23 protein-coding genes are annotated in these 21,246 nt (G+C 60.0%); 9 read left to right on the top strand and 14 right to left on the bottom strand.

What is annotated here, in order from left to right; genetic code table 11:
- Window position 1 precedes the first annotated feature (1 nt).
- On the bottom strand, window positions 2-1,204 hold the full coding sequence (locus IV89_RS05080) for a hypothetical protein (RefSeq protein WP_005849585.1): 1,203 nt from the start codon (window positions 1,202-1,204) through the stop codon (window positions 2-4).
- 74 nt (window positions 1,205-1,278) lie between these two features.
- Window positions 1,279-1,809, bottom strand: coding sequence for a gamma-glutamylcyclotransferase (locus IV89_RS05075; protein ID WP_005849587.1), 531 nt, complete (start codon window positions 1,807-1,809; stop codon window positions 1,279-1,281).
- Window positions 1,810-1,879: 70 nt separating this feature from the next.
- Here IV89_RS05075 and IV89_RS05070 point away from each other — a divergent pair, with 70 nt between their 5' ends.
- On the top strand, window positions 1,880-2,902 hold the full coding sequence (locus tag IV89_RS05070) for a DUF2125 domain-containing protein (protein WP_037944772.1): 1,023 nt from the start codon (window positions 1,880-1,882) through the stop codon (window positions 2,900-2,902).
- 11 nt (window positions 2,903-2,913) lie between these two features.
- On the opposite strand, the gene IV89_RS05065 is transcribed toward IV89_RS05070, so the two are convergent.
- The 4 genes from IV89_RS05065 to rpsD all read right to left on the bottom strand — a co-directional run bounded on the left by IV89_RS05065 (window position 2,914) and on the right by rpsD (window position 6,476).
- On the bottom strand, window positions 2,914-3,687 hold the full coding sequence (locus IV89_RS05065) for an extensin family protein (protein ID WP_037944774.1): 774 nt from the start codon (window positions 3,685-3,687) through the stop codon (window positions 2,914-2,916).
- Window positions 3,684-4,604, bottom strand: a complete 921-nt coding sequence (locus IV89_RS05060) for a prephenate/arogenate dehydrogenase family protein (protein ID WP_005849593.1) — start codon at window positions 4,602-4,604, stop codon at window positions 3,684-3,686. The genes IV89_RS05065 and IV89_RS05060 overlap by 4 nt, the downstream gene beginning before the upstream one ends.
- A 1-nt stretch (window position 4,605) precedes the next feature.
- Window positions 4,606-5,688, bottom strand: a complete 1,083-nt coding sequence (hisC, locus tag IV89_RS05055) for a histidinol-phosphate transaminase (protein WP_005849595.1) — start codon at window positions 5,686-5,688, stop codon at window positions 4,606-4,608.
- A 167-nt stretch (window positions 5,689-5,855) separates the two neighbouring features.
- Complete coding sequence (gene rpsD, locus IV89_RS05050; RefSeq protein ID WP_005849596.1) at window positions 5,856-6,476, bottom strand: 30S ribosomal protein S4; 621 nt, start codon at window positions 6,474-6,476, stop codon at window positions 5,856-5,858.
- A gap of 486 nt (window positions 6,477-6,962) precedes the next feature.
- Here rpsD and IV89_RS05045 point away from each other — a divergent pair, with 486 nt between their 5' ends.
- Entirely contained in the window at window positions 6,963-7,886 is a 924-nt protein-coding gene (locus tag IV89_RS05045; protein WP_037944775.1) for a response regulator transcription factor, read from the top strand.
- A 15-nt stretch (window positions 7,887-7,901) separates the two neighbouring features.
- Here IV89_RS05045 and IV89_RS05040 read toward each other — a convergent pair whose 3' ends face one another.
- On the bottom strand, window positions 7,902-8,489 hold the full coding sequence (locus tag IV89_RS05040; RefSeq protein WP_037944776.1) for a DNA-3-methyladenine glycosylase I: 588 nt from the start codon (window positions 8,487-8,489) through the stop codon (window positions 7,902-7,904).
- 126 nt (window positions 8,490-8,615) lie between these two features.
- Between IV89_RS05040 and IV89_RS05035 the strand changes: the two genes are divergently transcribed.
- The 3 genes from IV89_RS05035 to phbB all read left to right on the top strand — a co-directional run bounded on the left by IV89_RS05035 (window position 8,616) and on the right by phbB (window position 11,661).
- Complete coding sequence (locus tag IV89_RS05035) at window positions 8,616-9,458, top strand: EAL domain-containing protein (protein WP_037944777.1); 843 nt, start codon at window positions 8,616-8,618, stop codon at window positions 9,456-9,458.
- Window positions 9,459-9,579: 121 nt separating this feature from the next.
- Complete coding sequence (locus IV89_RS05030) at window positions 9,580-10,755, top strand: acetyl-CoA C-acetyltransferase (protein WP_037944778.1); 1,176 nt, start codon at window positions 9,580-9,582, stop codon at window positions 10,753-10,755.
- A 183-nt stretch (window positions 10,756-10,938) separates the two neighbouring features.
- Window positions 10,939-11,661, top strand: coding sequence for an acetoacetyl-CoA reductase (gene phbB, locus IV89_RS05025; protein WP_037944779.1), 723 nt, complete (start codon window positions 10,939-10,941; stop codon window positions 11,659-11,661).
- An 89-nt stretch (window positions 11,662-11,750) separates the two neighbouring features.
- On the opposite strand, the gene IV89_RS05020 is transcribed toward phbB, so the two are convergent.
- The 3 genes from IV89_RS05020 to IV89_RS05010 form a co-directional block, all read right to left on the bottom strand.
- Window positions 11,751-11,915 carry a DUF465 domain-containing protein gene (locus IV89_RS05020; protein WP_005849604.1) on the bottom strand — a complete coding sequence of 55 codons (165 nt, stop codon included), beginning with the start codon at window positions 11,913-11,915 and terminating at the stop codon, window positions 11,751-11,753.
- A gap of 112 nt (window positions 11,916-12,027) precedes the next feature.
- Window positions 12,028-12,777 (bottom strand): methyltransferase, encoded by a 750-nt coding sequence (locus IV89_RS05015; protein WP_037944780.1) that lies wholly within the window; start codon window positions 12,775-12,777, stop codon window positions 12,028-12,030.
- A 5-nt stretch (window positions 12,778-12,782) separates the two neighbouring features.
- Window positions 12,783-13,004 (bottom strand): DUF2007 domain-containing protein, encoded by a 222-nt coding sequence (locus IV89_RS05010; RefSeq protein ID WP_037944781.1) that lies wholly within the window; start codon window positions 13,002-13,004, stop codon window positions 12,783-12,785.
- A 59-nt stretch (window positions 13,005-13,063) separates the two neighbouring features.
- On the opposite strand from IV89_RS05010, the gene IV89_RS05005 reads away from it, so the two are divergent.
- Window positions 13,064-14,062: a polyprenyl synthetase family protein gene (locus tag IV89_RS05005; RefSeq protein ID WP_037944782.1), complete on the top strand. Its 999-nt coding sequence runs from the start codon at window positions 13,064-13,066 to the stop codon at window positions 14,060-14,062.
- A 27-nt stretch (window positions 14,063-14,089) separates the two neighbouring features.
- On the opposite strand, the gene IV89_RS05000 is transcribed toward IV89_RS05005, so the two are convergent.
- From IV89_RS05000 to soxR, 4 genes are all read right to left on the bottom strand, one after another.
- Complete coding sequence (locus tag IV89_RS05000) at window positions 14,090-14,947, bottom strand: 4-(cytidine 5'-diphospho)-2-C-methyl-D-erythritol kinase (RefSeq protein WP_037944783.1); 858 nt, start codon at window positions 14,945-14,947, stop codon at window positions 14,090-14,092.
- Entirely contained in the window at window positions 14,944-16,662 is a 1,719-nt protein-coding gene (locus IV89_RS04995) for a tetratricopeptide repeat protein (RefSeq protein ID WP_037944784.1), read from the bottom strand. The genes IV89_RS05000 and IV89_RS04995 overlap by 4 nt, the downstream gene beginning before the upstream one ends.
- A gap of 191 nt (window positions 16,663-16,853) precedes the next feature.
- Window positions 16,854-18,503: an electron transfer flavoprotein-ubiquinone oxidoreductase gene (locus IV89_RS04990; protein WP_005849615.1), complete on the bottom strand. Its 1,650-nt coding sequence runs from the start codon at window positions 18,501-18,503 to the stop codon at window positions 16,854-16,856.
- A gap of 152 nt (window positions 18,504-18,655) precedes the next feature.
- Window positions 18,656-19,108, bottom strand: a complete 453-nt coding sequence (soxR, locus tag IV89_RS04985) for a redox-sensitive transcriptional activator SoxR (RefSeq protein WP_037944785.1) — start codon at window positions 19,106-19,108, stop codon at window positions 18,656-18,658.
- A gap of 93 nt (window positions 19,109-19,201) precedes the next feature.
- On the opposite strand from soxR, the gene IV89_RS04980 reads away from it, so the two are divergent.
- The 3 genes from IV89_RS04980 (at window position 19,202) to IV89_RS04970 (ending at window position 21,244) form a co-directional block, all read left to right on the top strand.
- Entirely contained in the window at window positions 19,202-19,585 is a 384-nt protein-coding gene (locus IV89_RS04980; RefSeq protein ID WP_037944787.1) for a VOC family protein, read from the top strand.
- A gap of 138 nt (window positions 19,586-19,723) precedes the next feature.
- A complete protein-coding gene (gene greA, locus IV89_RS04975; RefSeq protein ID WP_005849618.1) occupies window positions 19,724-20,194 on the top strand; it encodes a transcription elongation factor GreA in 471 nt (156 codons plus the stop codon).
- 15 nt (window positions 20,195-20,209) lie between these two features.
- Window positions 20,210-21,244: a hypothetical protein gene (locus tag IV89_RS04970; protein WP_037944790.1), complete on the top strand. Its 1,035-nt coding sequence runs from the start codon at window positions 20,210-20,212 to the stop codon at window positions 21,242-21,244.
- The last annotated feature ends 2 nt before the right edge of the window (window positions 21,245-21,246 follow it).

Raw genomic sequence — 21,246 nt, 5'->3', positions numbered from 1 at the left:
ATCAGCTGCCCTCGGTGTCGGTACGGTCAGGGGTGCGCAAGCGGCGCGGCTCAGCGCCACGCGGGGCCGACAGCGCTTTGGCCAGCAAGGATATATCCTTGCGCAACTCGGCCATCGTCTCCTGCCGTCCGGCTGAAATCTCTTCGAGAATACGCAGCATCTGCACGTCGATCGACCGCAGGCGCATCCGGCTTTCCGCATCCGCGCGTTCGTGTTCACCCTGCCCTTCAAGCACGGCGACCATACGCTCCTGCCCCTTGGCGATCCGGTCAAGGCTTTCAGCCGGCGTATCGGTCTGTGCGGCCCGCGCCGACAATTCCTCCATCGTGGCGGCCAGCGCACCAATCTTGCTGTTCAGCGCGGTCTGGCTTTCCGCCGATTGTCCGATCAACTGACGCAGGCTGTCCATCTGTTCGGCCATGTGATCCAGCACACCAGCCACCGCGTTTTGATCCGACGCCCCGTCCTCGCCCGAGGAAAAACCAACGCGGGTGATCGAGCTGAGCCAATCTTCAAGCTCTTGATAAAAGCGGTTCTGCCCGTGACCGGCAAAGAGTTCAAGCAAGCCAACCACCAGCGATCCCGCCAGCCCCAAAAGGGACGACCCGAACGCCACCCCCATACCGCCAAGCTGCGATTCCAGCCCTGTCATCAGACGCGCGAACATATCCGTGCTGCCGTCCCCTTCTTGCGGGGCGAGGCTGCGGATGGTTTCAACCACCGCCGGTACGGTCGTCGCCAAGCCGTAGAACGTGCCCAGAAGCCCGAGGAAGATCAGCATGTTGACGATATAACGCGTAATCTCGCGCGCTTCGTCGATGCGGGTGGCGACGGAATCCAGGATCGATCGGGTAGAGGTCGCGTTCACCTGCATCCGCGCGCCGCGTGTGCGCAGCAGCGATGCCAGCGGTGCCAGCAGCTGCGGAGCGACGGCATCGGCATTGGGCGCGTCAGAGGCAAAATTCTCGATCCAGCGCACAGAGCCGATCAGTTGCACCACCTGATAAAAGCAGGCGATCACACCGATGAAGAAAACGACAATGATGACCCCGTTCAAATAGGGGTTCGCCGCAAAAATAGGCAAAACGCTTGGCAGCGCTAGAAAAGCCCCGATGCAGGTCAACCCGAGGGCGATCAGCATCAGCGTGATCTGCCGCACCGGCTGGGAAAACTGTGGTTTGGATTCGCGATCTGACTGCGCCATGCCTCGTGGCTCCTGACACTTTTGTGCTTCTGTTGCCGCAGCCTACACTTAATCCCGACGGTTATGCCACGGGTTTATGCGCATAAAGTCTTTACGCGGTCGTGCAGCCACGCCAGCGACGGATCATGCAGCCCGATCTGCGTCAGATGCGCTGCGGTGTTGAATAGATATTCGGTATTCGGCCCCATGCCGCCAACCGCGCCCGAGATGATCTGCGCCTGCTCTTCCAGCGGCAAGCCGCCGCAGTATTGGTCATGTTCCGCGTCAATCACATAGACCAAGGCCGCCACGGTGCGCCCGTCCTCTAGCTGCACATCCAGGGTTTTCTCTACATAAGCCGACGAGACAAGCTCGCGTTCGCGCAAATAGGCCAGCGTCGCCTCTTCGGTGCCCGGTGCCACGCGCAGCGCCATGCCATCGCAGGCCGTGCCGGTATCCGCATCCAGCGCCAGCACAAGCCCCGGACGTTCGACCGAGCCACGGTGGTGGATGGAGCGCATGCAGAAAGACCGCGCATACCCGGGCAACCGCCCGATCACGCTTTCCGCGACGTCAAACCCCGGTTTCCACAATAAGCTGCCGTAACCGAACACCCACATTGCCATGTCTCTGGTCCTTTATCATTGGCTTGTTTAAAGCTGCGCTATCGCAGGCGTTAATAAGGTGTTGGGTAAAATGGGCAAGGTCGTGTTGGTTATTGTCGTTCTGGCGGCGGTTTGGTGCGGATGGTGGGTCGCTGCCTCGTCTGGATTGCAGCGGGGCATCGCGAAACTGATCGAAACGCGCCGCGCAGCCGGCTGGCAGGCAGACGTGGGCGAAATGAAAAAGCAGGGCTTCCCCACGCGGTTGCAAACCCGTCTGACCGATGTGACCCTGACCCCGCCGGCCCAAAATGCCGGGCGCGGGATCGCCAGCGCCGTCGCGGCAAAGCGCATCGACATCTCTACCCCCGCATACTGGCCCGGATATGTCACCGTTGCCTCGCCCTATATCGAACTTGGCCTGTCCGGCCCCAACCTGCGCGCCATGTTGTCGGCCGAGGACGTGACCACCGATATGCGCCTGCGCCCCAGTGTTTCAGGCCAGCTGGACCGGTTGACGCTGGACGGCGGTGCCTGGGTGCTTGACCTGCCCGTCACCGGCCCTGTCGAGGGGCGCGGGTTGAACGTCAGCGCTGTGCAACAGACCGTCGGCCAGCCGATCTACGATCTGGCGCTGGACGCGCAGAATGTCACCCCCAGTGCCGCACTGCGCGGCCTGTTCGGCCTGCCCGACGATTGGGCAGAGGCGTTTGACACCGTCACCGCCAAAGCAACCATCACCTTTGACCGGCTGTGGGACCGCAAGGCCCTTGGCCGGACCCGCCCCCAGCCCCGTGTGATCGACCTGCGTCACGCCGAGCTTGCCTGGGGCGACATCGCCCTGTCCCTGAGCGGCACAATTGCGGTTGCCGAAGATGGTCTGGCAACAGGGACATTGTCGGTCGTGGCACAAGACTGGCCAACGATGCTGACCATGGTTGAGAGCGCGGGGTACATCCCCCCTAACTTCCGCCCCCAAGCGGAACAAATGCTGAAGGGGTTGGCGCAAATGTCGGGGAACACCGATGCGCTGGATCTGGACATCACCGTGAAGGACGGAAAGATGTCTATGGGTTTCATCCCCTTGGGCCGAGCACCCAAGATTATTTTGCGCTGAATTGCGTTAAATCAACGGCAATAGGTCCCCTTGCGATACCGCGCCGTGTCGAAATGAAAGTGATCCAGATGGAAACGGTTCGCTTTCGGGCCAAGCACGGTGCCAAACGGCCCGCAGGCCCCCTTGTGCACCCGACGCATGGCCTTACGGCTCGCGGGGGCATTCCAGCCCTTCAACACACTGACCTCGGCTCCGCTGTGCATCTGAAAACCCGAGATATCGATCGCCCGCCCGCGCCCGTGTTCTGATATCTTGCCACCCGGCTGGTTGTTGCGCGTCCGGCAGGCGTAATGGGCGGCGACACGCAGCCCGCGCAGGCCACCCTGACCGGCAAAAGCGGGCTTTGCCGATTGATCAATCCATGTTTTCAATGCTTTGGCAGTCTTGCAGTCCATCACCGCCGCCTGGCTCAACCGTACGCTCGACACCGACTGGATCTGCACCGCATCGCTGACGCCGCAGCCCTTTAGCTTGGGTTGCACCCGTCCGATCGCTTTGCCCTGAATGGAAATATCTCCGCATACCGCGCCCTTGGCCAGCAGGCGGCGTTTGGCCTTGGCCGCTTGCTCTGCCTTACGGCTGCGCAGGCTGGGCCGTAGCGAGGAGGCGATCCCGCCCGTGGCCGCTATCGCGCGTTTGGCCCCCGCATTGCGCGGCGGCGTGGCAATCGACCCTTGGGGTGTCAGCGCAGCACCCCCGGCCAAAGCCGGCGGGCGCAAAGAGGTATCGGGGCCGGCCAGTGCCGCACCGGAAAGCAGCGCGTATATCAGCGCTGCCCGGATCATTTATTGCCGGGTTGGCGACCAAAGTTCGGCGCGTCCGTGTCCTGCCCCGCTTCGATAATACCGCGACGGATCGCGCGGGTACGGGTGAAGTAATCATGTAGATGATCGCCATCCCCCATACGGATCGCGCGCTGCAATGCGAAAAGCTCTTCGGTAAAGCGGCCCAGAATCTCGAGCGTGGCCTCCTTGTTGGTCAGGAACACATCGCGCCACATGGTCGGATCGCTTGCCGCGATGCGGGTAAAGTCGCGAAAGCCTGCGGCTGAATATTTGATCACTTCGCTATCAGTCACGCGGCGCAAATCGTCGGCCACGCCCACCATCGTATACGCGATCAAATGCGGCGCGTGGCTGGTCACCGCAAGCACCAGATCGTGATGCTCCGCATCCATTTCCTCGACATTGGCACCCATACCATCCCAAAGGTTCCGCAACCGCGAGATCGCATTGGCGTTGGTGTCGGGCACAGGCACCAGCAGGCACCAGCGGTTGTCAAAAAGCTCTGCAAAGCCGCTGCGTGGGCCGGAGTGTTCGGTCCCCGCCAAAGGGTGTGCGGGGATGAAATGCACCCCGTCGGGCAGCAGTGGGCCCACTTGCGCGATCACATCCGCCTTGACCGACCCCACATCCGTCACCGTGCAGCCGGGTTTGAGATGCCCGGCCATCTCGGCCGCGACCGACCCCATGACGCCGACGGGCACACAAAGCACCACCAGATCCGCGTCTTTCACTGTCTTGGCGATGGAATCGCAGACCTCGTCGCACAGGCCAATCTCGCGGGCGGTGTCGCGGGTTTCGGCGCTGCGTGCAAAGCCCGACACATGGCCCGCAAGCCCGCCGCGCTTCATCGCCCAGAACATCGAAGAGGCGATCAGCCCCAAGCCGATCAGCGCGACTTTCTCATAAATTACGGGCATATCAGTCGCCTTTAAACTGTCGGATCGCATGCACCACGCGGCGACATGCGCTTTCATCGCCCACGGTGATCCGCAAGCAGGTCGGCAGCTGGTAGCCCGCCACGCGCCGCACGATCAACCCTTGGGTCTTGAGGTATTCATCACAGGCCTCGGCCTCGTCCTGCGACTTGAACCGTGCGAGGATGAAGTTCGCGCAAGACACATCAGACGGCACGCCGATCTCTGCCAGCGCATCAGCCATCCAACTGCGCCATTTGGCGTTCTCGCTCCGGCAATGGGCGGCGTAGCCGGTATCCTTGATCGCCGCCGTCGCCGCATTCAGCGCGGCTTGCGACAGGTTGAACGGGCCGCGCACACGATTCAGCACATCGATAATATGCGCCGGTGCATAGCCCCAACCGATCCGCAGCCCGCCCAGGCCGTAAAGCTTGGAGAACGTCCGCGTCATCACGATATTATCGTGGCTATCGACCAAAGCCGCGCCGCCGTCATAGCCTTCGACATATTCGGCATAGGCCCCGTCGAGCACCAGAATTGCCTGTTTGGGGATACCGGCGGCAAGGCGTTCAATCTCGCTCAGCCCGATCATGGTGCCGGTGGGGTTGTTCGGATTCGCAATGAACACCAGCCGCGTTTTGTCGGTGCACCCCGCGAGCAGCGCATCCACATCCGTGACCCGTTCGTTTTCGGGCACCTCAACCGGGGTCGCGCCGTTGGCCAGCGCGGAGATCCGGTACATGCCAAAGCCGTGCACCGTGTGCAGCACCTCTGTCCCCTCGCCCGAGAACGCTTGGCACAAAAAGGCGATGATCTCGTCCGAGCCGGCCCCGCAAATGATGCGGTCAGCGTCCAGCCCGTGCACCTGCGCGATCGCCTGACGCAGCGCGGTATGATCAGAGGACGGATAGCGATGCAGATCATAGGACGCATCGCGGAACGCTTTGACGGCCGCGTCGGACGGGCCAAGCGGGTTCTCGTTCGAGCTGAGCTTGATCACATTATCAAGCCCCGCCACATGGGACGCCCCGCCTTGATACAGCGCGATGTCCATAATGCCGGGTTGCGGGCGAATAGCGGTTGTCATCTGTCATGTCTCCTGTCGGGCGGACCATAAACGCGCGCCGTCGCCAGCGCCACTACGATCTTGTCCCAGCGTCATATGGCCCCGCGCTAAAGGCGCGTCACCAAACGCAAAAAGGGCCACGCCGGTCTTTCCAGCGTGGCCCCTTCGGCATTGATATGCGAGGAACCTTAGTTCTTGGCGTAGAATTCGACCACGAGGTTCGGTTCCATCATGACAGGGTATGGCACGTCGCCCAAAGCGGGGGTGCGCACGAATGTCGCTGTCATCTTGGAGTGATCCGCCTCGATGTAGTCAGGCACGTCACGCTCTGCCAGTTGCGTCGCTTCGAGCAGGGCAACCATTTGCTTGGAACGGTCACGCACTTCGATCACGTCGCCTTCTTTGACGCGGTAGGAAGGAATGTTAACCTTCTTGCCGTTCACTTTGACGTGGCCGTGGTTCACGAACTGGCGCGCAGCGAAAACGGTCGCGACGAATTTGGCGCGGTATACAACGGCGTCCAGGCGACGCTCCAGCAGACCGATCAGGTTTTCACCTGTGTCACCTTTTACACGCTCGGCTTCGCCGTAGATGCGGCGAAATTGCTTTTCGGTCAGATCGCCGTAGTAGCCTTTCAGCTTCTGCTTGGCGCGCAGCTGAATGCCGAAGTCGGACATTTTGCCCTTGCGGCGCTGACCGTGCTGGCCGGGGCCGTATTCACGACGGTTCACTGGGGACTTAGGACGGCCCCAGATGTTTTCGCCCATACGGCGGTCAATTTTGTGCTTGGCAGCTGTACGCTTAGTCACGGCTGTTCTCCTTTTTGAGGCCCCCGCAGGATTGCGACGGGCGGTAAAGGGCGTTGTCCTCTGGCCGAAGCCTGACAGGGTTCCCCTTGCGGGGTCCACCAACACCAATCAAGCGGCGCTTATACGGTGCTGCGGGTTGGAGTCAATGCACGAACTTGGCCCAATTAGCCTCAAATCGTAGCTTATTAGGCAGCAGCGGCCGGGAAGTCCGTGAAAATGCGCATTTCGATGAACGCTCCGCCGCCCTACGTCATGTGACCCGCTGAACGTTGCCTTAAAATCGCCAAAATCGTTAACAAAAGGTTAAAGCGAGCACTATTAAGTTGAAAAGTTAACGATTGTCACGCAGCATCAAGGTGTTGAACGGTTTGAGGGGGCTAGTGTGACGCATAACATGGGCTATCGCGGCGGATACCGTTGGCATCCAATGCACTTCATCGGAACTCGTAATGCAGTTGTGGTGCGTAGCCTTCAAAGGCCACACGCATGAGAATCTTGGCCGTCGAGGACAATCAAGATCTGCGCAATTTGCTAGAAGAATATCTTCGGACGCAAGATCACGAATATGTCCGCACGGCCGCCTCCGGCAAGGAAGCGCTTGAAGTCATCCATAGCGCGCCTGTTGTTTTCGACTGCCTACTGCTCGACATCCAGATGCCGGAAATGTCCGGCGTAGAACTGATCCCCCACATCCGGCAAATCGACGGGTACGAATTTGTGCCCATCATCATGCTCACCGGCGTGAAGAACAGCGAAAGCATCGCGAAATCCTTCGTGGCGGGCGCGTGGGACTATATCATCAAACCCTTCGAGTTTTTCGATCTTGAGGCACGCATTCATGGTGCGGAAATGCGCAACGCCGAATTTGTCCGGCACCTGAAACGCCCGCATGAATCCCCCAACCAAGAGAATTTCGACGTTCTGAAAGAGCTCGCGCTCGACCGTCCGATGTCGCCGTCCGAGCTTTCCGAGAGCGGCCTTGTCCCGCAGGACGCCTTTGAAAACTGCATTATGCGCATGCAATCCGAGTTTGGTGGCGGCATGCAGATCGCTGTGATCGTGCTGCAGAACTTTGCGGATGTGCTTTCGCAGGTTCCGCAAGACCAGCGCGTCGAGTTTTCCGTCGGATTGGCACGCAGGTTGACCGATGCGCTCAGCAGCCTGAACCTTATCGTGACATATCGATCAAACGGCACCTTCGCCGCGCTCTCGCCCGCGCTTAAAACGCAATCCACGCTCAATATTGCTGACGTGGTGAAGAACGCGGTCCAGACCTCGCCAGAGGCAGCATGTCATCGCGATATCGTGGTCAACGTCGACTACTGCCGCACCAAGGCATTCTCGACCAGCGGCGACACGATTGTGATGCTTGACCAACTCGCAAAGCGCCTAAGTACCGTTACCGCCTAACACGGCCACAGTGGCCTAGCCAGCGTCCCAGTCATGTTTGGGCATTTGCGCCACAGCCTGATGACGGGGACAGCACGTCAAATGGTCATTCACCATGCCCACAGCCTCCATGAACGCATAGACGATTGTCGGGCCGCAGAACTTAAACCCCTGTTTTTTCAAGTCAGCCGATATCTGCTTTGAAAGCGGCGTCCATGCGGGAACATCCGACTGACGCTCAAACCGGTTTTGCAGTGGCTCGAACCCCACGTATTTCCATAAATACCGATCAAATCCCTCCTTCTTTTCAATCTCTTGCCAAACGCGTGCATTTGTAATCGCCGCCTCGATCTTTCCGCGGTGGCGGATAATGCCGGGGTTGGCGAGCAAGCGTTCAACCTCGGCTTCACCCCATGTGGCGATGACATTAGGGTCAAAACCGGCAAAAGCCTCGCGGAAATTCTCTCGCTTTTTAAGTATCGTGATCCAACTCAGCCCTGCCTGAAAGCCATCGAGGATCAGTTTTTCCCAAAGCGCGCGGCTGTCATACTCCGGCACACCCCAGTCAGTGTCATGATAATTCAGATAAATTTGCTCTGGCCCAGCCCAGTCACACCGCTGCATCCGCATCCCCTTCTCCGACGGATCTGGCCGGATAGCTAAAATTTGTACTGCGTTGCCGCGTTAACCCGGCGTTACAAGTTTCCGCGCCAAGGTGACATGAGTACAGCGATAAATGGAAGCGCCACTTTGGAAGATATATCACCACACCCGCTCGCCGATCTGCCCGAGGGGACGAAAAACCCGCTCGACTACGCGCTGACCCAACGCGACGGCAGCACATTGGCCATGGTCAGGGCTGCTGTCGCGCATAATCAGACATTGATGGCATACCAGCCCGTCATGCGGGACGCGGACGACCCCAAAATCGCCTTTTACGAAGGTTTCATTCGCATTCTGGATCCCACCGGTCGCGTCATCCCCGCCCGCGAATTCATGCCCGTGGTCGAGAAGACCCAGCTTGGCCGCGAGATTGATGTGCTGTCGCTCAATGCGGGGCTTGCCGCGCTGAGCGACAACAAAGGGTTACGCCTTTCAATCAACATGTCCGCGCGCTCTATCGGGTATGCGGGATGGACGACCCTTTTGAACCGGTGGCTGTCGCGCGACGGCACCATTGGCGAACGTCTCATCCTGGAAATTAGCGAAAAATCGGCGATGCAAATGCCCGAACTCGTCGCCAGCTTTATGGACCAGCTCCAGACACGGGGCGTTTGCTTTGCATTGGATAACTTTGGCTCTGACTACATCGCCATCCGCTATTTGAAAGAGATGTTCTTTGACATTCTGAAGATCGACGGGCAGTTCGCCCGCGGCGTAAGCGACCACCCCGACAATCGTGCAATCGTGTCGATCATGGTGTCGATCGCGCGCAACTTCGACATGATAACCGTCGCTGAACAGGTGGAAAATCAAGACGATGCATCCCTGCTTCTCGCGCTTGGGGTCGATTGCCAACAGGGCTTTCTGTATGGCGCACCAACCACCCAACCCTACTGGGAGAGCACGCCGGAAGAGCGCAAAAATGCGTAAGCGAACATGGCGCGATTGCCGCATGTGCAGCAATGGGATATGTCCAAACCATAGAAGACGGGGGAACGGGGAAACGCCGTATTATATTACCCCACGTCAGTAGTTCAGGGGAAGAACACATATGACCAACGTTGTCATCGCATCCGCAGCGCGCACGCCTGTCGGCAGCTTCAGCGGATCCTTTGCAAATACACCCGCGCACGATCTGGGCGCCGCGGTACTGAAAGAGATCGTCGCCCGCGCAGGCATCGACCCTTCCGAGGTCAATGAAACAATTCTGGGTCAGGTTCTGACCGCCGCTCAGGGGCAAAACCCTGCCCGTCAGGCACATGTGAATGCGGGTCTGCCCATCGAAAGTGCGGCATGGTCGATCAACCAGGTCTGCGGCTCTGGTCTGCGCGCGGTCGCTTTGGCAGCACAGCACATCCAATTGGGCGACGCCGATATTGTGGCAGCCGGTGGTCAGGAAAACATGTCGATGAGCCCCCACGCACAAAATCTGCGTCCGGGCCAGAAAATGGGCGACATGCAACTTATCGATACGATGATCCGCGACGGTCTGTGGGATGCGTTTCACGGTTACCATATGGGCCAAACAGCTGAAAACGTTGCCGCGAAATGGGACATCAGCCGCGACGCCCAAGACGCATTCGCGGTGGCCTCGCAGAACAAAGCCGAAGCCGCCCAGAAGGCCGGTAAATTCCAGGACGAAATCGTGCCTTTCACCGTCAAAACCCGCAAGGGCGAGGTGGTTGTCGATCAAGATGAATACATCCGCCACGGTGCCACGATGGAAGCGATGCAGAAACTGCGCCCCGCCTTCACCAAAGACGGCTCCGTCACCGCAGCCAATGCGTCCGGCCTGAACGACGGCGCCGCTGGCGCATTGCTGATGTCCGCGGACAACGCCGAAAAGCGCGGCATCACACCTTTGGCGCGCATCGCGTCCTATGCGACCGTTGGCCTGGACCCGACGATCATGGGTGCTGGCCCGATCTATGCATCGCGCAAAGCGCTTGAGAAAGCGGGTTGGCAGGCCGAGGATCTAGACCTTGTCGAAGCCAACGAAGCGTTCGCGGCGCAGGCCTGCGCGGTCAACAAGGACATGGGGTGGGATCCATCGATCGTGAACGTAAACGGCGGTGCCATCGCAATCGGCCACCCCATCGGTGCCTCCGGCGCCCGCATCCTGAACACGCTTTTGTTCGAGATGCAGCGACGCGGCGCGAAAAAAGGCCTCGCGACCCTGTGCATCGGCGGTGGTATGGGCGTGGCCATGTGTCTTGAGCGCCCATAACGCTGGATAATCGATCAAGCGTGGCGCGTGTTCGGCAAGAACGCGCGCCACGCGAAAAACATCTGCTTTTTCCCTGCGTAAACTGTTGCAATGAATTTCAAGCCTGACTACAAATTCCCCACGTAATTAAATTACGAAATTAACAAGGCAAACGAAACAACATTGCCTTAAGGGGAGAGATTTATGTCACGTGTTGCACTTGTAACAGGGGGAAGCCGCGGGATCGGGGCGGCTATTTCCACAGCTTTGAAAGACGCCGGATACACCGTCGCGGCAACATATGCCGGGAACGACGAGGCAGCCGCGCAGTTTACAGAAACCACGGGCATCAAAACCTACAAGTGGAACGTCGCCGACTATGACGACTCCAAAGCCGGGATTGCCAAAGTCGAAGAAGATTTAGGCCCGATCGACGTGGTCGTAGCAAACGCAGGCATCACCCGCGACGCGCCTTTCCACAAGATGACGCCCGACCAGTGGAACGAAGTGGTTGGCACCAATTTGACGGGTGTTTTCAATACGATCCACCCGGTTTGGCCTGGCATGCGCGAACGAAAATTCGGTCGCATCGTCGTCATCAGCTCGATCAACGGGCAGAAAGGTCAGTTCGCCCAGGTGAATTATGCCGCGACCAAAGCAGGCGATCTGGGCATTGTGAAGTCACTCGCGCAGGAAGGCGCGCGCGCCAATATTACCGCGAATGCGATCTGCCCCGGCTATATCGCGACGGATATGGTGATGGCGGTGCCCGAGAAGGTGCGCGACTCTATCGTGGCGCAAATCCCGTCCGGCCGCCTAGGTGAACCCGAAGAAATCGCCCGCGCGGTTGTATTCCTAGTCAGTGATGACGCGGGCTTTATCAACGGGTCCACGATCACCGCGAATGGTGCACAGCATCTGGTCTAAACGGCCTACCTGAACGCAAAAGGCCAGCGCATTTCGCGCTGGCCTTTTTGTCGGCGGCCCAATGGGCACGCCAACGGAATTGAAATCTATCAGGCGGAAAGCCGGGTAATTTCCTCTTTCAAACGCAGCTTTTCCTTTTTCATATTCGCAACCTTTAGCCCGTCCATACTCGGCGATCGTTGGGCCTGTTCTACAGCGTCACTCATTGCCAAATGCTTCCGTTTCAGAGCATCCAGATGTGCGTCAAAAGCCATGTAACTCTCCTTAGGTTATGTTGCGTAGAATGATTGAAGCACGAAATATTCCACCTGTCACGCGGCAGCGCAGCAAAACTATCGACAAGTTGAGATATCGGCGAGAGGCTGCTTAGAATGGCAGCGCTGCGCCCTCGCGCAGGACCGCTCGTATTTCGGGCACATAGCTGTCGCCGTCGCTTAAATGTTGTGCGCCTTCGTGCATGATAAGGGGCGCGTTCAAGCGAAACGCCCCCCGCCCGCTTTTGCGCGCACGCAGGATGACCAGTTCAGCCATGCGACCAATGCGCGGTGCGATCGGCAGCACCTCTATGCTGCCCATATCATGGGGTAGCGCGCGGATCAGATCGGGCAGGCGTTCCGCCCGATGGATAAAATGCGCCTGCCCTTTCGGGGCAAGGCGTTTGGCCGCGATCTTGACCCAGGTTTCCAAGGGGGTCGCTTCACCCAAGGCGGTTTCACGACCGCTGTTCGTCGCAGCGACAGAGGCGTGGCGATCGAAATACGGCGGGTTGGCAAGAACGTGGTCAAATTGTCGCTGCCGCAGGGCCAGCGGCATAGCATCAATGTCGGCCTCGACCACTTCAAATGCTGGATTATTGCGCCGTGCAAGCGCGGCATAGGCAGACTGGATCTCGACCCCCGTCAGCTGCAAGCCCGGCACCCGCGCGCCCAGACAAAGCGACGCCGCCCCTACCCCGCAGCCCAGCTCTAGTACGCGCTGACCGGCCTGCGCCGGCACCGTTGCAGCCAATAAAACAGGGTCGACGCCCGCACGGTAGCCTTTACGCGGCTGCCACAAATGCAGCTTGCCGCCCAGAAACGCATCCCGCGTGAGCGCGTCGGGGTCATAGACGTCCACAGCGGTTACTTGGGCAACCCGGTGGGGATGTCATTGTCGCGCAACACCCGCGTTGCGGCGGTGTGATCGTCGTCGTGCACCATCAAGCGGCGGGGGAAAATGCCGATCCCGCCTTCAAGCACGCTCATGTTTACGTCCAGCGGAAAGCAGTCTATATCCTCGCCCTGAAGAAGGGCGCTGGCAAAGGCGATTATTGTCGGATCGGTTGTGCGCAAAAGTTCCTTCATAACAGAGATGTAAGGGCAATCGACGTTGATTGTCGAGCCTTCCAATTAAGGTCGTGTAAATGACGAGCGAAAACACCCAGAAACCACATGACCGGATGGCGGCCTATCTCAACGCGGATATGACCGCGGTGAACGATCTGATCCGCGACCGCATGGCGTCAGAACATGCGCCGCGCATCCCCGAGGTCACGGCCCATCTGGTAGAGGCAGGCGGCAAGCGGCTGCGCCCGATGCTGACCCTCGCTGCGGCGCGTCTGTGTGGCTATGACGGCCCCTACCACGTGCACCTTGCCGCCACGGTAGAGTTCATTCACACCGCGACCCTGCTGCACGACGATGTGGTCGATGAAAGCGCGCAGCGTCGCGGGCGACCGACGGCCAACTTGCTGTGGGATAACAAATCCTCGGTGCTGGTGGGCGACTACCTTTTCGCGCGCAGCTTCCAGCTGATGACCGAGACGAATAACATGCGCGTGCTGGCGATCCTTGCCAATGCCTCCGCCACGATTGCCGAGGGCGAGGTACTGCAACTGACCGCCGCGCAGAATCTGGCCACGGATGAAGGCATCTACCTACAGGTCGTGCGCGGGAAGACAGCGGCGCTGTTTTCGGCGGCGACGCAGGTGGGCGGGGTGATTGCCACGGCCCCTGACGCACAGGTTCAGGCCCTGTTTGACTATGGTGATGCCTTGGGGATCGCGTTCCAGATTGTCGACGATCTGCTTGACTACCAAGGCGACCCGAATGCCACCGGCAAAAACATCGGCGATGACTTCCGTGAGCGTAAGCTGACCCTGCCCGTGATCAAGGCGATCGCCAAAGGCGACGCGACCGAACGTGCCTTCTGGACCCGCACCATCGAGAAGGGCAGGCAGGAGGACGGCGATCTTGAACACGCTCTGTCGCTGCTGAATGCACATGGCACTCTGGATGAAACCAAGGCAGAGGCGCTGGCATGGGCGGAACAGGCCAAGACTGCGCTGAACACCCTGCCGGATCACGAGCTGACGCAGTTGCTGCGCGATCTGGCCGATTACGTCGTCGCGCGTATTAGCTAAATGTCACCCGACTGAGGCGCGTCGAAGCTACCCCAGCATCGGTGCGGCGGTGACCCACCAGTCGGGCTGTGCCGCCGCAATACGCGTGACGGCGCGCTGCGCCAGTGCTTCGGTCTCGTAAAGGCCAAAGCAGGTCGCACCAGAACCCGACATACGCGCCAGCAGCGCGTCCTGTAGGCTGCCCAGACAATCTGCCACCTCTGGCACCACCTCGATTGCCGGTGCCTCCAGATCGTTGCGCTGTGTGGCCAGCCAGGCGGCGAACGCAGGCGCGCTGGTGAATGCGGGCAGATCTTTGGGCATGGGCGCGTTGGCGCGGGACTCGAGCCGCGAGAAGACCTCGGGCGTGGCGGCGGATTTGTTCGGGTTGATCAGCACCAGCCAGCAGGGCGGCAGCTTGGGCGCGGGCGTCAATCGCTCGCCGATCCCCTCCATCCGCTGGGGGGTGTCATGCAGGCAAACCGGCACATCGGCCCCCAGTCGCGCCACGTCCTCGGGCACCGGAAGCCCCCAATGCGCCGAGAGCAAGCGCAGCGCCGTGGCCGCATCCGCTGATCCTCCACCGATACCTGCCGCGGCGGGGAGGTTTTTCGTCAAATGCAACCGCGCCCCCCTGCCCGCGCCCGCGTCCAGCAGCCTTGCCGCACGCACCACGAGGTTGCGATCATCATGGGGGGCGGCACCGCCATAGGGACCATCGACAAACAGCTCAAGCTGGTCAGAGGGGGATACCGCAATCCGGTCGCCCACGCCGGCGCGCACCACAAGACTATCCAGCAGATGGTAGCCATCGCTGCGCTGCCCGGTGACATGCAGGGTCAGGTTCACCTTGGCCCAGGCGAAACCCGCGTTGGCAACCCCGAGGGCAGCGGCTTGGGTCGTCATTTCTCGGCAGAGGCTTTGCTGAGCGGCTCGGCCCCTTCTTCGGCCAATACCGCGTCCAGCCCCACCTCGAGCTTGCGGCGCATGCGGTCGGGATCGGCCTCGCTGTCTTTGTCTTCTGGATCCACAAACGATAGCGCCCGACGCCATTGGAATTCAGCCTCGCGTTGACGGCCAACGGACCAGTAAACGTCGCCCAAATGGTCGTTGACCACCGGATCAACGGCAACCAGTTCAACGGCCCTTTCCATCTGGTCGACGGCCTCTTCGTAGCGGCCCAAACGGTACAAGACCCAGCCCAGTGAATCGACGATATAGCCTGATTCAGGGCTCGCCGCGACGGCGCGTTCGATCATGTTCAACGCTTCGTCCAGATTGCGCCCCTGTTCCACCAGCGAATAGCCGAGGTAGTTCAGCACCTGAGGCTGATCGGGGTTGATCTTGAGAGCGGCGCGAAAATCGCGTTCGGATGCCTCGCCATTGCCAGAGCGTTCTTCGGCAATGCCGCGGGCGTAATACAGCACCCAGCGTTGCGGATTGCTGTCGGGTGTCAGCTCTATCGCGCGGTCATAGGATTTGATTGCGGCCTTGAAGTTGTCCTGCGCCCGCAACGCATCGCCCAAGGCGGAATGGACCGACGGCAATGTGCCGTGGCTGCGGGTCAACTGTTGCAGAACCTCGATCGCCTGTTCCGGTTTGTTCGACCGTCGCAGCGCCGCCGCACGCCCGAGTTCGGCTGCGTGATAGGCGGGGTTGTCGGCGGGTACGTCCTGCAGTTCCTCGATCGCCAGCTCGTACTGGCCGATGTTTTCCAGCAGATCCGCGGTCAGCAACAGGTCGTCGATATGATCGGGGCGCAGGTAACGCGCGATGCGCGAATAAAGCAGCACATAGTAGTCACCGGCACTTTCATTGCGCAGCACGGCGGCGAAGGTAAAGAAGACTTCGGCAATGCCTGCCTTGGCATCGGGGATCTGGGTAAAGGCGACCTGCCCCTCCCCCTGCAAGGCGGCGACCAAGCCGTCAAGTTCGGGGTCGCTGCTGGCCCCGAAACTATCGGTCAGCAGCGCAAGCGCCTGTTCATTTCGCCCGAGCTGGCCAAGGATTTCCGCCCGCGCGATCACACCGCGCCGTGTTTGCCCTGCCGATCCCGCTTGGTTCGAAGCAAAGATTGCCTCCGCCCCTTCGTAGTCGCCGACCGACGCCAGTGCCAAAGCCTTGTGATACAGCACAAACCCCTGCATGCCGGCTTCTTTGCTCAGATCGTCGAACTGGGTGATGGCGGCGGTCATGTCGCCCACGCCCACATGCGCCCAAGCCTTGACCAAACCGTCCACCCAAGGGCCGATCCCGCCCTCGTCTGCGGATTGTTCGATCAGACCCGCATAGTTTTCTTCCTGCGCCATGCCAGCGGTTGTCACCAGATAGGCGATCTGCCCGGGCTGGTCCGACGCGGCCATAATGCGCGCCAAAGGCAGGGCGCGGTCGATATCCCCCAGCGAGAGCAACGCCAGAACCGTGCTTTCAAGGAATTCGGGGTTCTTGGGATCAAGCGCCAGCGCCTCGCCATAATACTTGGCAGATTCCGCAAAATCACTGCGCACCGCAGCATGCCGACCGGCAAGATAGGCCCCCGCCGCCGATTGCGCCTGTACGGGCATTGCAACGGCTCCGGTCAGCGCCAAAACGCTTGCGGTCAACAGAAGGTTACGGATCATACTGGCACGCCTCATTTGTATTTGGCGCAAGGCTAACAGGTTCACGACCAAGCGCAATGCCGCCTATCCAAAGGGACATCCCGCTTATCCTCTATCGGCGGAACCTTGCATGAAAAAAGGCGCGCCGCAGCACGCCTTTGATCGATTTCATCCAGTAAGTGATGCTTACACGTCAGGCCCGCAAGCGACGCTTACATGTTAGGATAGTTCGGGCCATCCCCACCCTGCGGCGTGGTCCAGACGATATTCTGCGTCGGATCCTTGATGTCGCAGGTCTTGCAGTGCACGCAGTTCTGGAAGTTGATGACAAAGCGCGGGTCCTTGCCGTCTTCCTCGACGAATTCATACACGCCCGCAGGGCAATACCGCGCCGAGGGGCCAGCGTATTCCGGCAGGTTGATGTTCACCGGCACCGACGGGTCCTTCAGCGTCAAATGCGCGGGCTGGCTTTCGTCGTGGTTGGTGAATGAAAACGCCACGTTGGTCAGACGGTCAAAGCTGAGCTTGCCATCGGGCTTGGGGTAGTCGATCTTCTTGTGCTTGTCGGCCTTTTCGGTCGCTTCAGCATCGGATTTACCATGCCCCAGCGTCCCCAGCAGCGAGAAGCCGAAAGTATTGGTCCACATGTCGAACCCACCCACGGCGAGCGATGTCACAAGGCCGTACTTGCTCCACAACGGTTTGACGTTGCGCACTTTTTTCAGGTCTTTGCCGATCTCGCCGCTGCGGACATCTTCCTCGTAGGCGGTCAGCTCGTCACCGGCGCGGCCCGCCTGGATCGCGTCATAGGCCGCTTCGGCGGCAGCTTTGCCCGATAGCATCGCGTTGTGGTTGCCCTTGATGCGCGGCACGTTGACCATGCCCACCGAACAGCCCAGCAACGCCACACCGGGTGCGACCATCTTGGGCATCGACTGGTAGCCGCCTTCGGTGATGGCGCGTGCGCCGTAGGCCACGCGCTTGCCGCCTTTAAGCAGCTCGGCAACCATCGGGTGGTGCTTGAAGCGCTGGAATTCCATGTAGGGGAACACATGCGGGTTTTTGTAGCCAAGGTGGACAACGAAACCGACGTACACCTGATTGTTTTCGATGTGATAGATGAACGACCCGCCGCCCGCGTTGCTGTTCAAAGGCCAGCCCATCGTGTGGGTCACGGTGCCCTCTTTGTGCTTGGCGGGGTCGATCTCCCAGATTTCTTTCATGCCAAGGCCGTATTTCTGCGGCTCTTTTCCGGCGTCCAGATCGTATTTCGCAATCACCTGCTTGGACAGGCTGCCGCGCACGCCTTCGGACAGGAAGACGTATTTGCCGTGCAGTTCCATGCCGGGCTCATAGCCGTCACCCTTGGTGCCATCGGCGCTGATGCCGAATTCACCGGCCACAACGCCTTTGATCTCGCCATTGTCGCCATAGACAAGCTCTGAGCACGCCATACCGGGGAAAATCTCTACCCCCAACTCTTCGGCCTGTTCTGCCATCCAGCGGCAGACATTGGCCATGGAAACGATGTAGTTCCCGTGGTTGTTCATCAGCGGCGGCATGGGGAAGTTCGGCACCCGGATTTTACCGGCCTCGCCCAGCATGTAAAAGTTGTCTTCCTCGACCTTGGTCTTGATCGGCGCGCCTTTTTCTTTCCAGTCGGGCATCAGGGCGTCCAGACCGATCGGGTCCAGAACCGCACCCGACAGGATATGCGCCCCCACCTCAGAGCCCTTTTCCAGCACGACCACATTGCAGTCGGCGTCGAGTTGTTTCAGACGGATCGCGGCGGACAGACCGGCAGGGCCCGCACCGACGATAACGACGTCATATTCCATTGCTTCGCGTTCAACTTCGGCCATTTGGGGCTCCTCTTCGGGCAGAAAACGGTTTGGATTTCGCTAAACCAGCACGGTCGCTATTGCAATCGCAACACAGCGTAAATTAGCGCACCCACGACAGTTTGCATCTTAAATGTTGCAGGTGCAGCAATATTGTTTCGCATCGCAAAATGCTAGCCGCGCGGATCTCCCATTAGATAGCGCGGCCCCTGCCCTTTCTCTCCCGCACGGTCTTGGGGGTTATAAAGCGCACAGGCCTGCAGGCTCAGGCATCCGCATCCGATACACCCATCTAGGTCGTCGCGCAGGCGCGTCAACGTCGCGATCCGGTCGTCCAACGTTGTACGAAACGCCTGGCTGATACGCGCCCAGTCCTCTTTGGTGGGGGTGCGCCCATCTGGCAGGCGATCCAGCTCTTGCTTGATCTGCGGCAAGGTAAAGCCGAATTGCTGCGCGATCATCACAAAGCTCAGCCGCCTCAGATCGGCACGCTCGAACCGCCGCTGCCCGCCGCTGTTGCGCCACGGTTTGATCAACCCTTGCGCCTCGTAATAGCGGATGGCGGACACCGCCAAGCCTGTGCGCCGCGCCAAAGCGCCAATCGACAACCCATCATTCACCGCCATAGACATTCCCCAAAATAATCCTTGACCTAAAGTTAGGTTTAGAAATTACACACCATAGGGTCAACGTTAGAAACACGAAAGGAAGACCCGACAATGCCAGCACAATTGGAACATGCAAACATCACCGTAACCGACCCGCAAGCCACTGCCGCCTGGATGACGCAGATCTTTGGCTGGCGTATCCGCTGGCAAGGCGATGCGATAGCGGGCGGAAATTCTATCCACATCGGAACCGACAGCTCATACGTGGCGCTTTACACACCGAAAAAGACGCCGGCCACGGGCACCAGCAGCTATGACACCACCGGCGCGCTGAACCATATCGGGGTGACCGTCGATGATCTGGACGCCGCCGAAACCTTGGTCAAAGCGCAGGGGTTCACGCCGGTGAACCACGCCGATTACGAACCCGGGCGGCGCTTCTATTTTCGCGATCACGACGGTGTTGAATACGAGCTGGTCCAATACGATGACTAAGCGCGGATTGCCGCGGACGGGCTGACTCTGCTCTTGCAATCGCGGGGCAGTTTGGGTCAGGTAAGGATCAATTCAAATCGGTTGCACCCTCGGACGACAGTTCGGGGGCTGTGACCCTCATTGCGTGGACGCCCCCTGATGGAAAAAATCCCCATGACCCGCGCCGGTCACACGGCTTTGGAAACCGAACTCAAGCATCTGAAGTCGGTTGAACGCCCTGCCATCATCAAAGCCATCGCCGAAGCCCGCGAACACGGTGACCTGTCCGAGAACGCCGAATACCATTCCGCCAAGGAAAAGCAGTCCTTCATCGAAGGCCGCATCAAAGAGCTCGAAGGCGTGATCTCCCTTGCGGATGTGATCGATCCGGCCAAGATGTCCGGCGCGATCAAGTTCGGCGCGACCGTGACCCTCGTGGACGAGGACACCGACGAAGAGAAGACCTACCAGATTGTTGGTGAATACGAGGCCAACATCGAAAAAGGCCTGCTGAACATCAAATCCCCTATCGCCCGCGCCCTGATCGGCAAGGAAGAAGGCGACAGCGTCGAGGTGCGGACACCCGGGGGGGACAAATCCTATGAGGTTCTCAAAATCGTCTACGCATAAGCCGGGGACAAAGAGATGACCGACAAACCGCAGCTGACACCGAACGCGCCGCGCCAATCCGCGCGGTCGACCCCCTTTGGCGTCTATTCGCGCCCGAACGACGGCGGGATCTCGAACATTGAACTCATCGCCGCAGCGCTAAGCGCTGTTTGGTTGCTGGGGTCCGCGATCTTTTTCTTGATGCTGCCGTCGGATCAGCAACCTGATACGGGCGGCGCCGGCTTGCGGTTCCTGATGACGATGCTGGCGATCTTCATGCCCGTAGGCATGATCTGGGTCGCCGCAACAGCGGCCCGCGCCAGCCGTGTCATGCGCGAGGAAAGCAAACGCTTGCAGGCCGCGATCGACGCGATCCGGCAGGCGTATATCGCGCAACAGCAAGGGCAGAGCCTTGGCGCAGACGCGACCGTCGCGCGCAAGCTGGATGAAATCGCCGCCGCCGCCCGCAAGACCGAAAGCACGCTGGCCACCTTCCAAAGCCGCCGCGACGCCAGCACCCGCCTTGCGCCTCTCAAGCCTGCGGTGGTCGATGACCAGCCCGCGCTGGCGCTTGGCACCTCGGCCGCGGATATGACCCCGCCGCTGTCACATGAAGATTTCATTCGCGCGCTGAATTTCCCCGAAACGGCAGAGGATACCGAAGGCTTTTCGGCGCTGCGCAAGGCGTTGAAAGACCGCAATGCATCGCAGCTGGTGCAGGCGTCGCAGGACGTGCTGACACTGCTCAGTCAGGACGGCATCTATATGGATGACCTGCGCCCCGACCGTGCACGCCCCGAAATCTGGCGTCAATTCGCCCAAGGGGCCCGAGGCCGTCCGATCGCAGCTTTGGGCGGCATCCGTGACCGGTCCTCGCTGGCGCTGACCAGTGCCCGCATGAAGCAAGACCCGATCTTCCGCGATGCCGCGCATCACTTCCTGCGCCGTTTCGACCGCGCCTTTGCCGCCTTTGAAGCCGAGGCCTCTGACGCCGACATCTCGGCACTGACCGACACGCGCACCGTGCGGGCCTTCATGTTGCTGGGCCGCGTTGCGGGGACGTTCGACTAGCG

It is taken from the genome of Sulfitobacter sp. CB2047, assembly GCF_000735125.2.
GTDB classification, from domain to species: Bacteria; Pseudomonadota; Alphaproteobacteria; order Rhodobacterales; family Rhodobacteraceae; genus Sulfitobacter; species Sulfitobacter pontiacus.
The sequence above is the reverse complement of the archived record's forward strand: the minus strand, read 5'-3'. Positions and strand labels throughout refer to the sequence as shown.

Excerpts from the sequence above, each read along its gene's own strand:
- IV89_RS05000 (WP_037944783.1), bottom strand. The coding sequence starts at position 14,947 with ATGACGACCCAAGCCGCTGCCCTCGGGGTTGCCAACGCGGGTTTCGCC.
- IV89_RS05070 (WP_037944772.1), top strand. The coding sequence starts at position 1,880 with ATGGGCAAGGTCGTGTTGGTTATTGTCGTTCTGGCGGCGGTTTGGTGC.
- IV89_RS05030 (WP_037944778.1), top strand. The coding sequence starts at position 9,580 with ATGACCAACGTTGTCATCGCATCCGCAGCGCGCACGCCTGTCGGCAGC.
- greA (WP_005849618.1), top strand. The coding sequence starts at position 19,724 with ATGGAAAAAATCCCCATGACCCGCGCCGGTCACACGGCTTTGGAAACC.
- phbB (WP_037944779.1), top strand. The coding sequence starts at position 10,939 with ATGTCACGTGTTGCACTTGTAACAGGGGGAAGCCGCGGGATCGGGGCG.
- IV89_RS05040 (WP_037944776.1), bottom strand. The coding sequence starts at position 8,489 with ATGCAGCGGTGTGACTGGGCTGGGCCAGAGCAAATTTATCTGAATTAT.
- IV89_RS05010 (WP_037944781.1), bottom strand. The coding sequence starts at position 13,004 with ATGAAGGAACTTTTGCGCACAACCGATCCGACAATAATCGCCTTTGCC.
- hisC (WP_005849595.1), bottom strand. The coding sequence starts at position 5,688 with ATGACAACCGCTATTCGCCCGCAACCCGGCATTATGGACATCGCGCTG.
- soxR (WP_037944785.1), bottom strand. The coding sequence starts at position 19,108 with ATGGCGGTGAATGATGGGTTGTCGATTGGCGCTTTGGCGCGGCGCACA.
- IV89_RS05060 (WP_005849593.1), bottom strand. The coding sequence starts at position 4,604 with ATGCCCGTAATTTATGAGAAAGTCGCGCTGATCGGCTTGGGGCTGATC.
- IV89_RS04970 (WP_037944790.1), top strand. The coding sequence starts at position 20,210 with ATGACCGACAAACCGCAGCTGACACCGAACGCGCCGCGCCAATCCGCG.
- IV89_RS05020 (WP_005849604.1), bottom strand. The coding sequence starts at position 11,915 with ATGGCTTTTGACGCACATCTGGATGCTCTGAAACGGAAGCATTTGGCA.
- IV89_RS04980 (WP_037944787.1), top strand. The coding sequence starts at position 19,202 with ATGCCAGCACAATTGGAACATGCAAACATCACCGTAACCGACCCGCAA.
- IV89_RS04995 (WP_037944784.1), bottom strand. The coding sequence starts at position 16,662 with ATGATCCGTAACCTTCTGTTGACCGCAAGCGTTTTGGCGCTGACCGGA.
- IV89_RS05075 (WP_005849587.1), bottom strand. The coding sequence starts at position 1,809 with ATGGCAATGTGGGTGTTCGGTTACGGCAGCTTATTGTGGAAACCGGGG.
- IV89_RS05045 (WP_037944775.1), top strand. The coding sequence starts at position 6,963 with ATGAGAATCTTGGCCGTCGAGGACAATCAAGATCTGCGCAATTTGCTA.
- IV89_RS04990 (WP_005849615.1), bottom strand. The coding sequence starts at position 18,503 with ATGGCCGAAGTTGAACGCGAAGCAATGGAATATGACGTCGTTATCGTC.
- IV89_RS05005 (WP_037944782.1), top strand. The coding sequence starts at position 13,064 with ATGACGAGCGAAAACACCCAGAAACCACATGACCGGATGGCGGCCTAT.
- IV89_RS05080 (WP_005849585.1), bottom strand. The coding sequence starts at position 1,204 with ATGGCGCAGTCAGATCGCGAATCCAAACCACAGTTTTCCCAGCCGGTG.
- IV89_RS05065 (WP_037944774.1), bottom strand. The coding sequence starts at position 3,687 with ATGATCCGGGCAGCGCTGATATACGCGCTGCTTTCCGGTGCGGCACTG.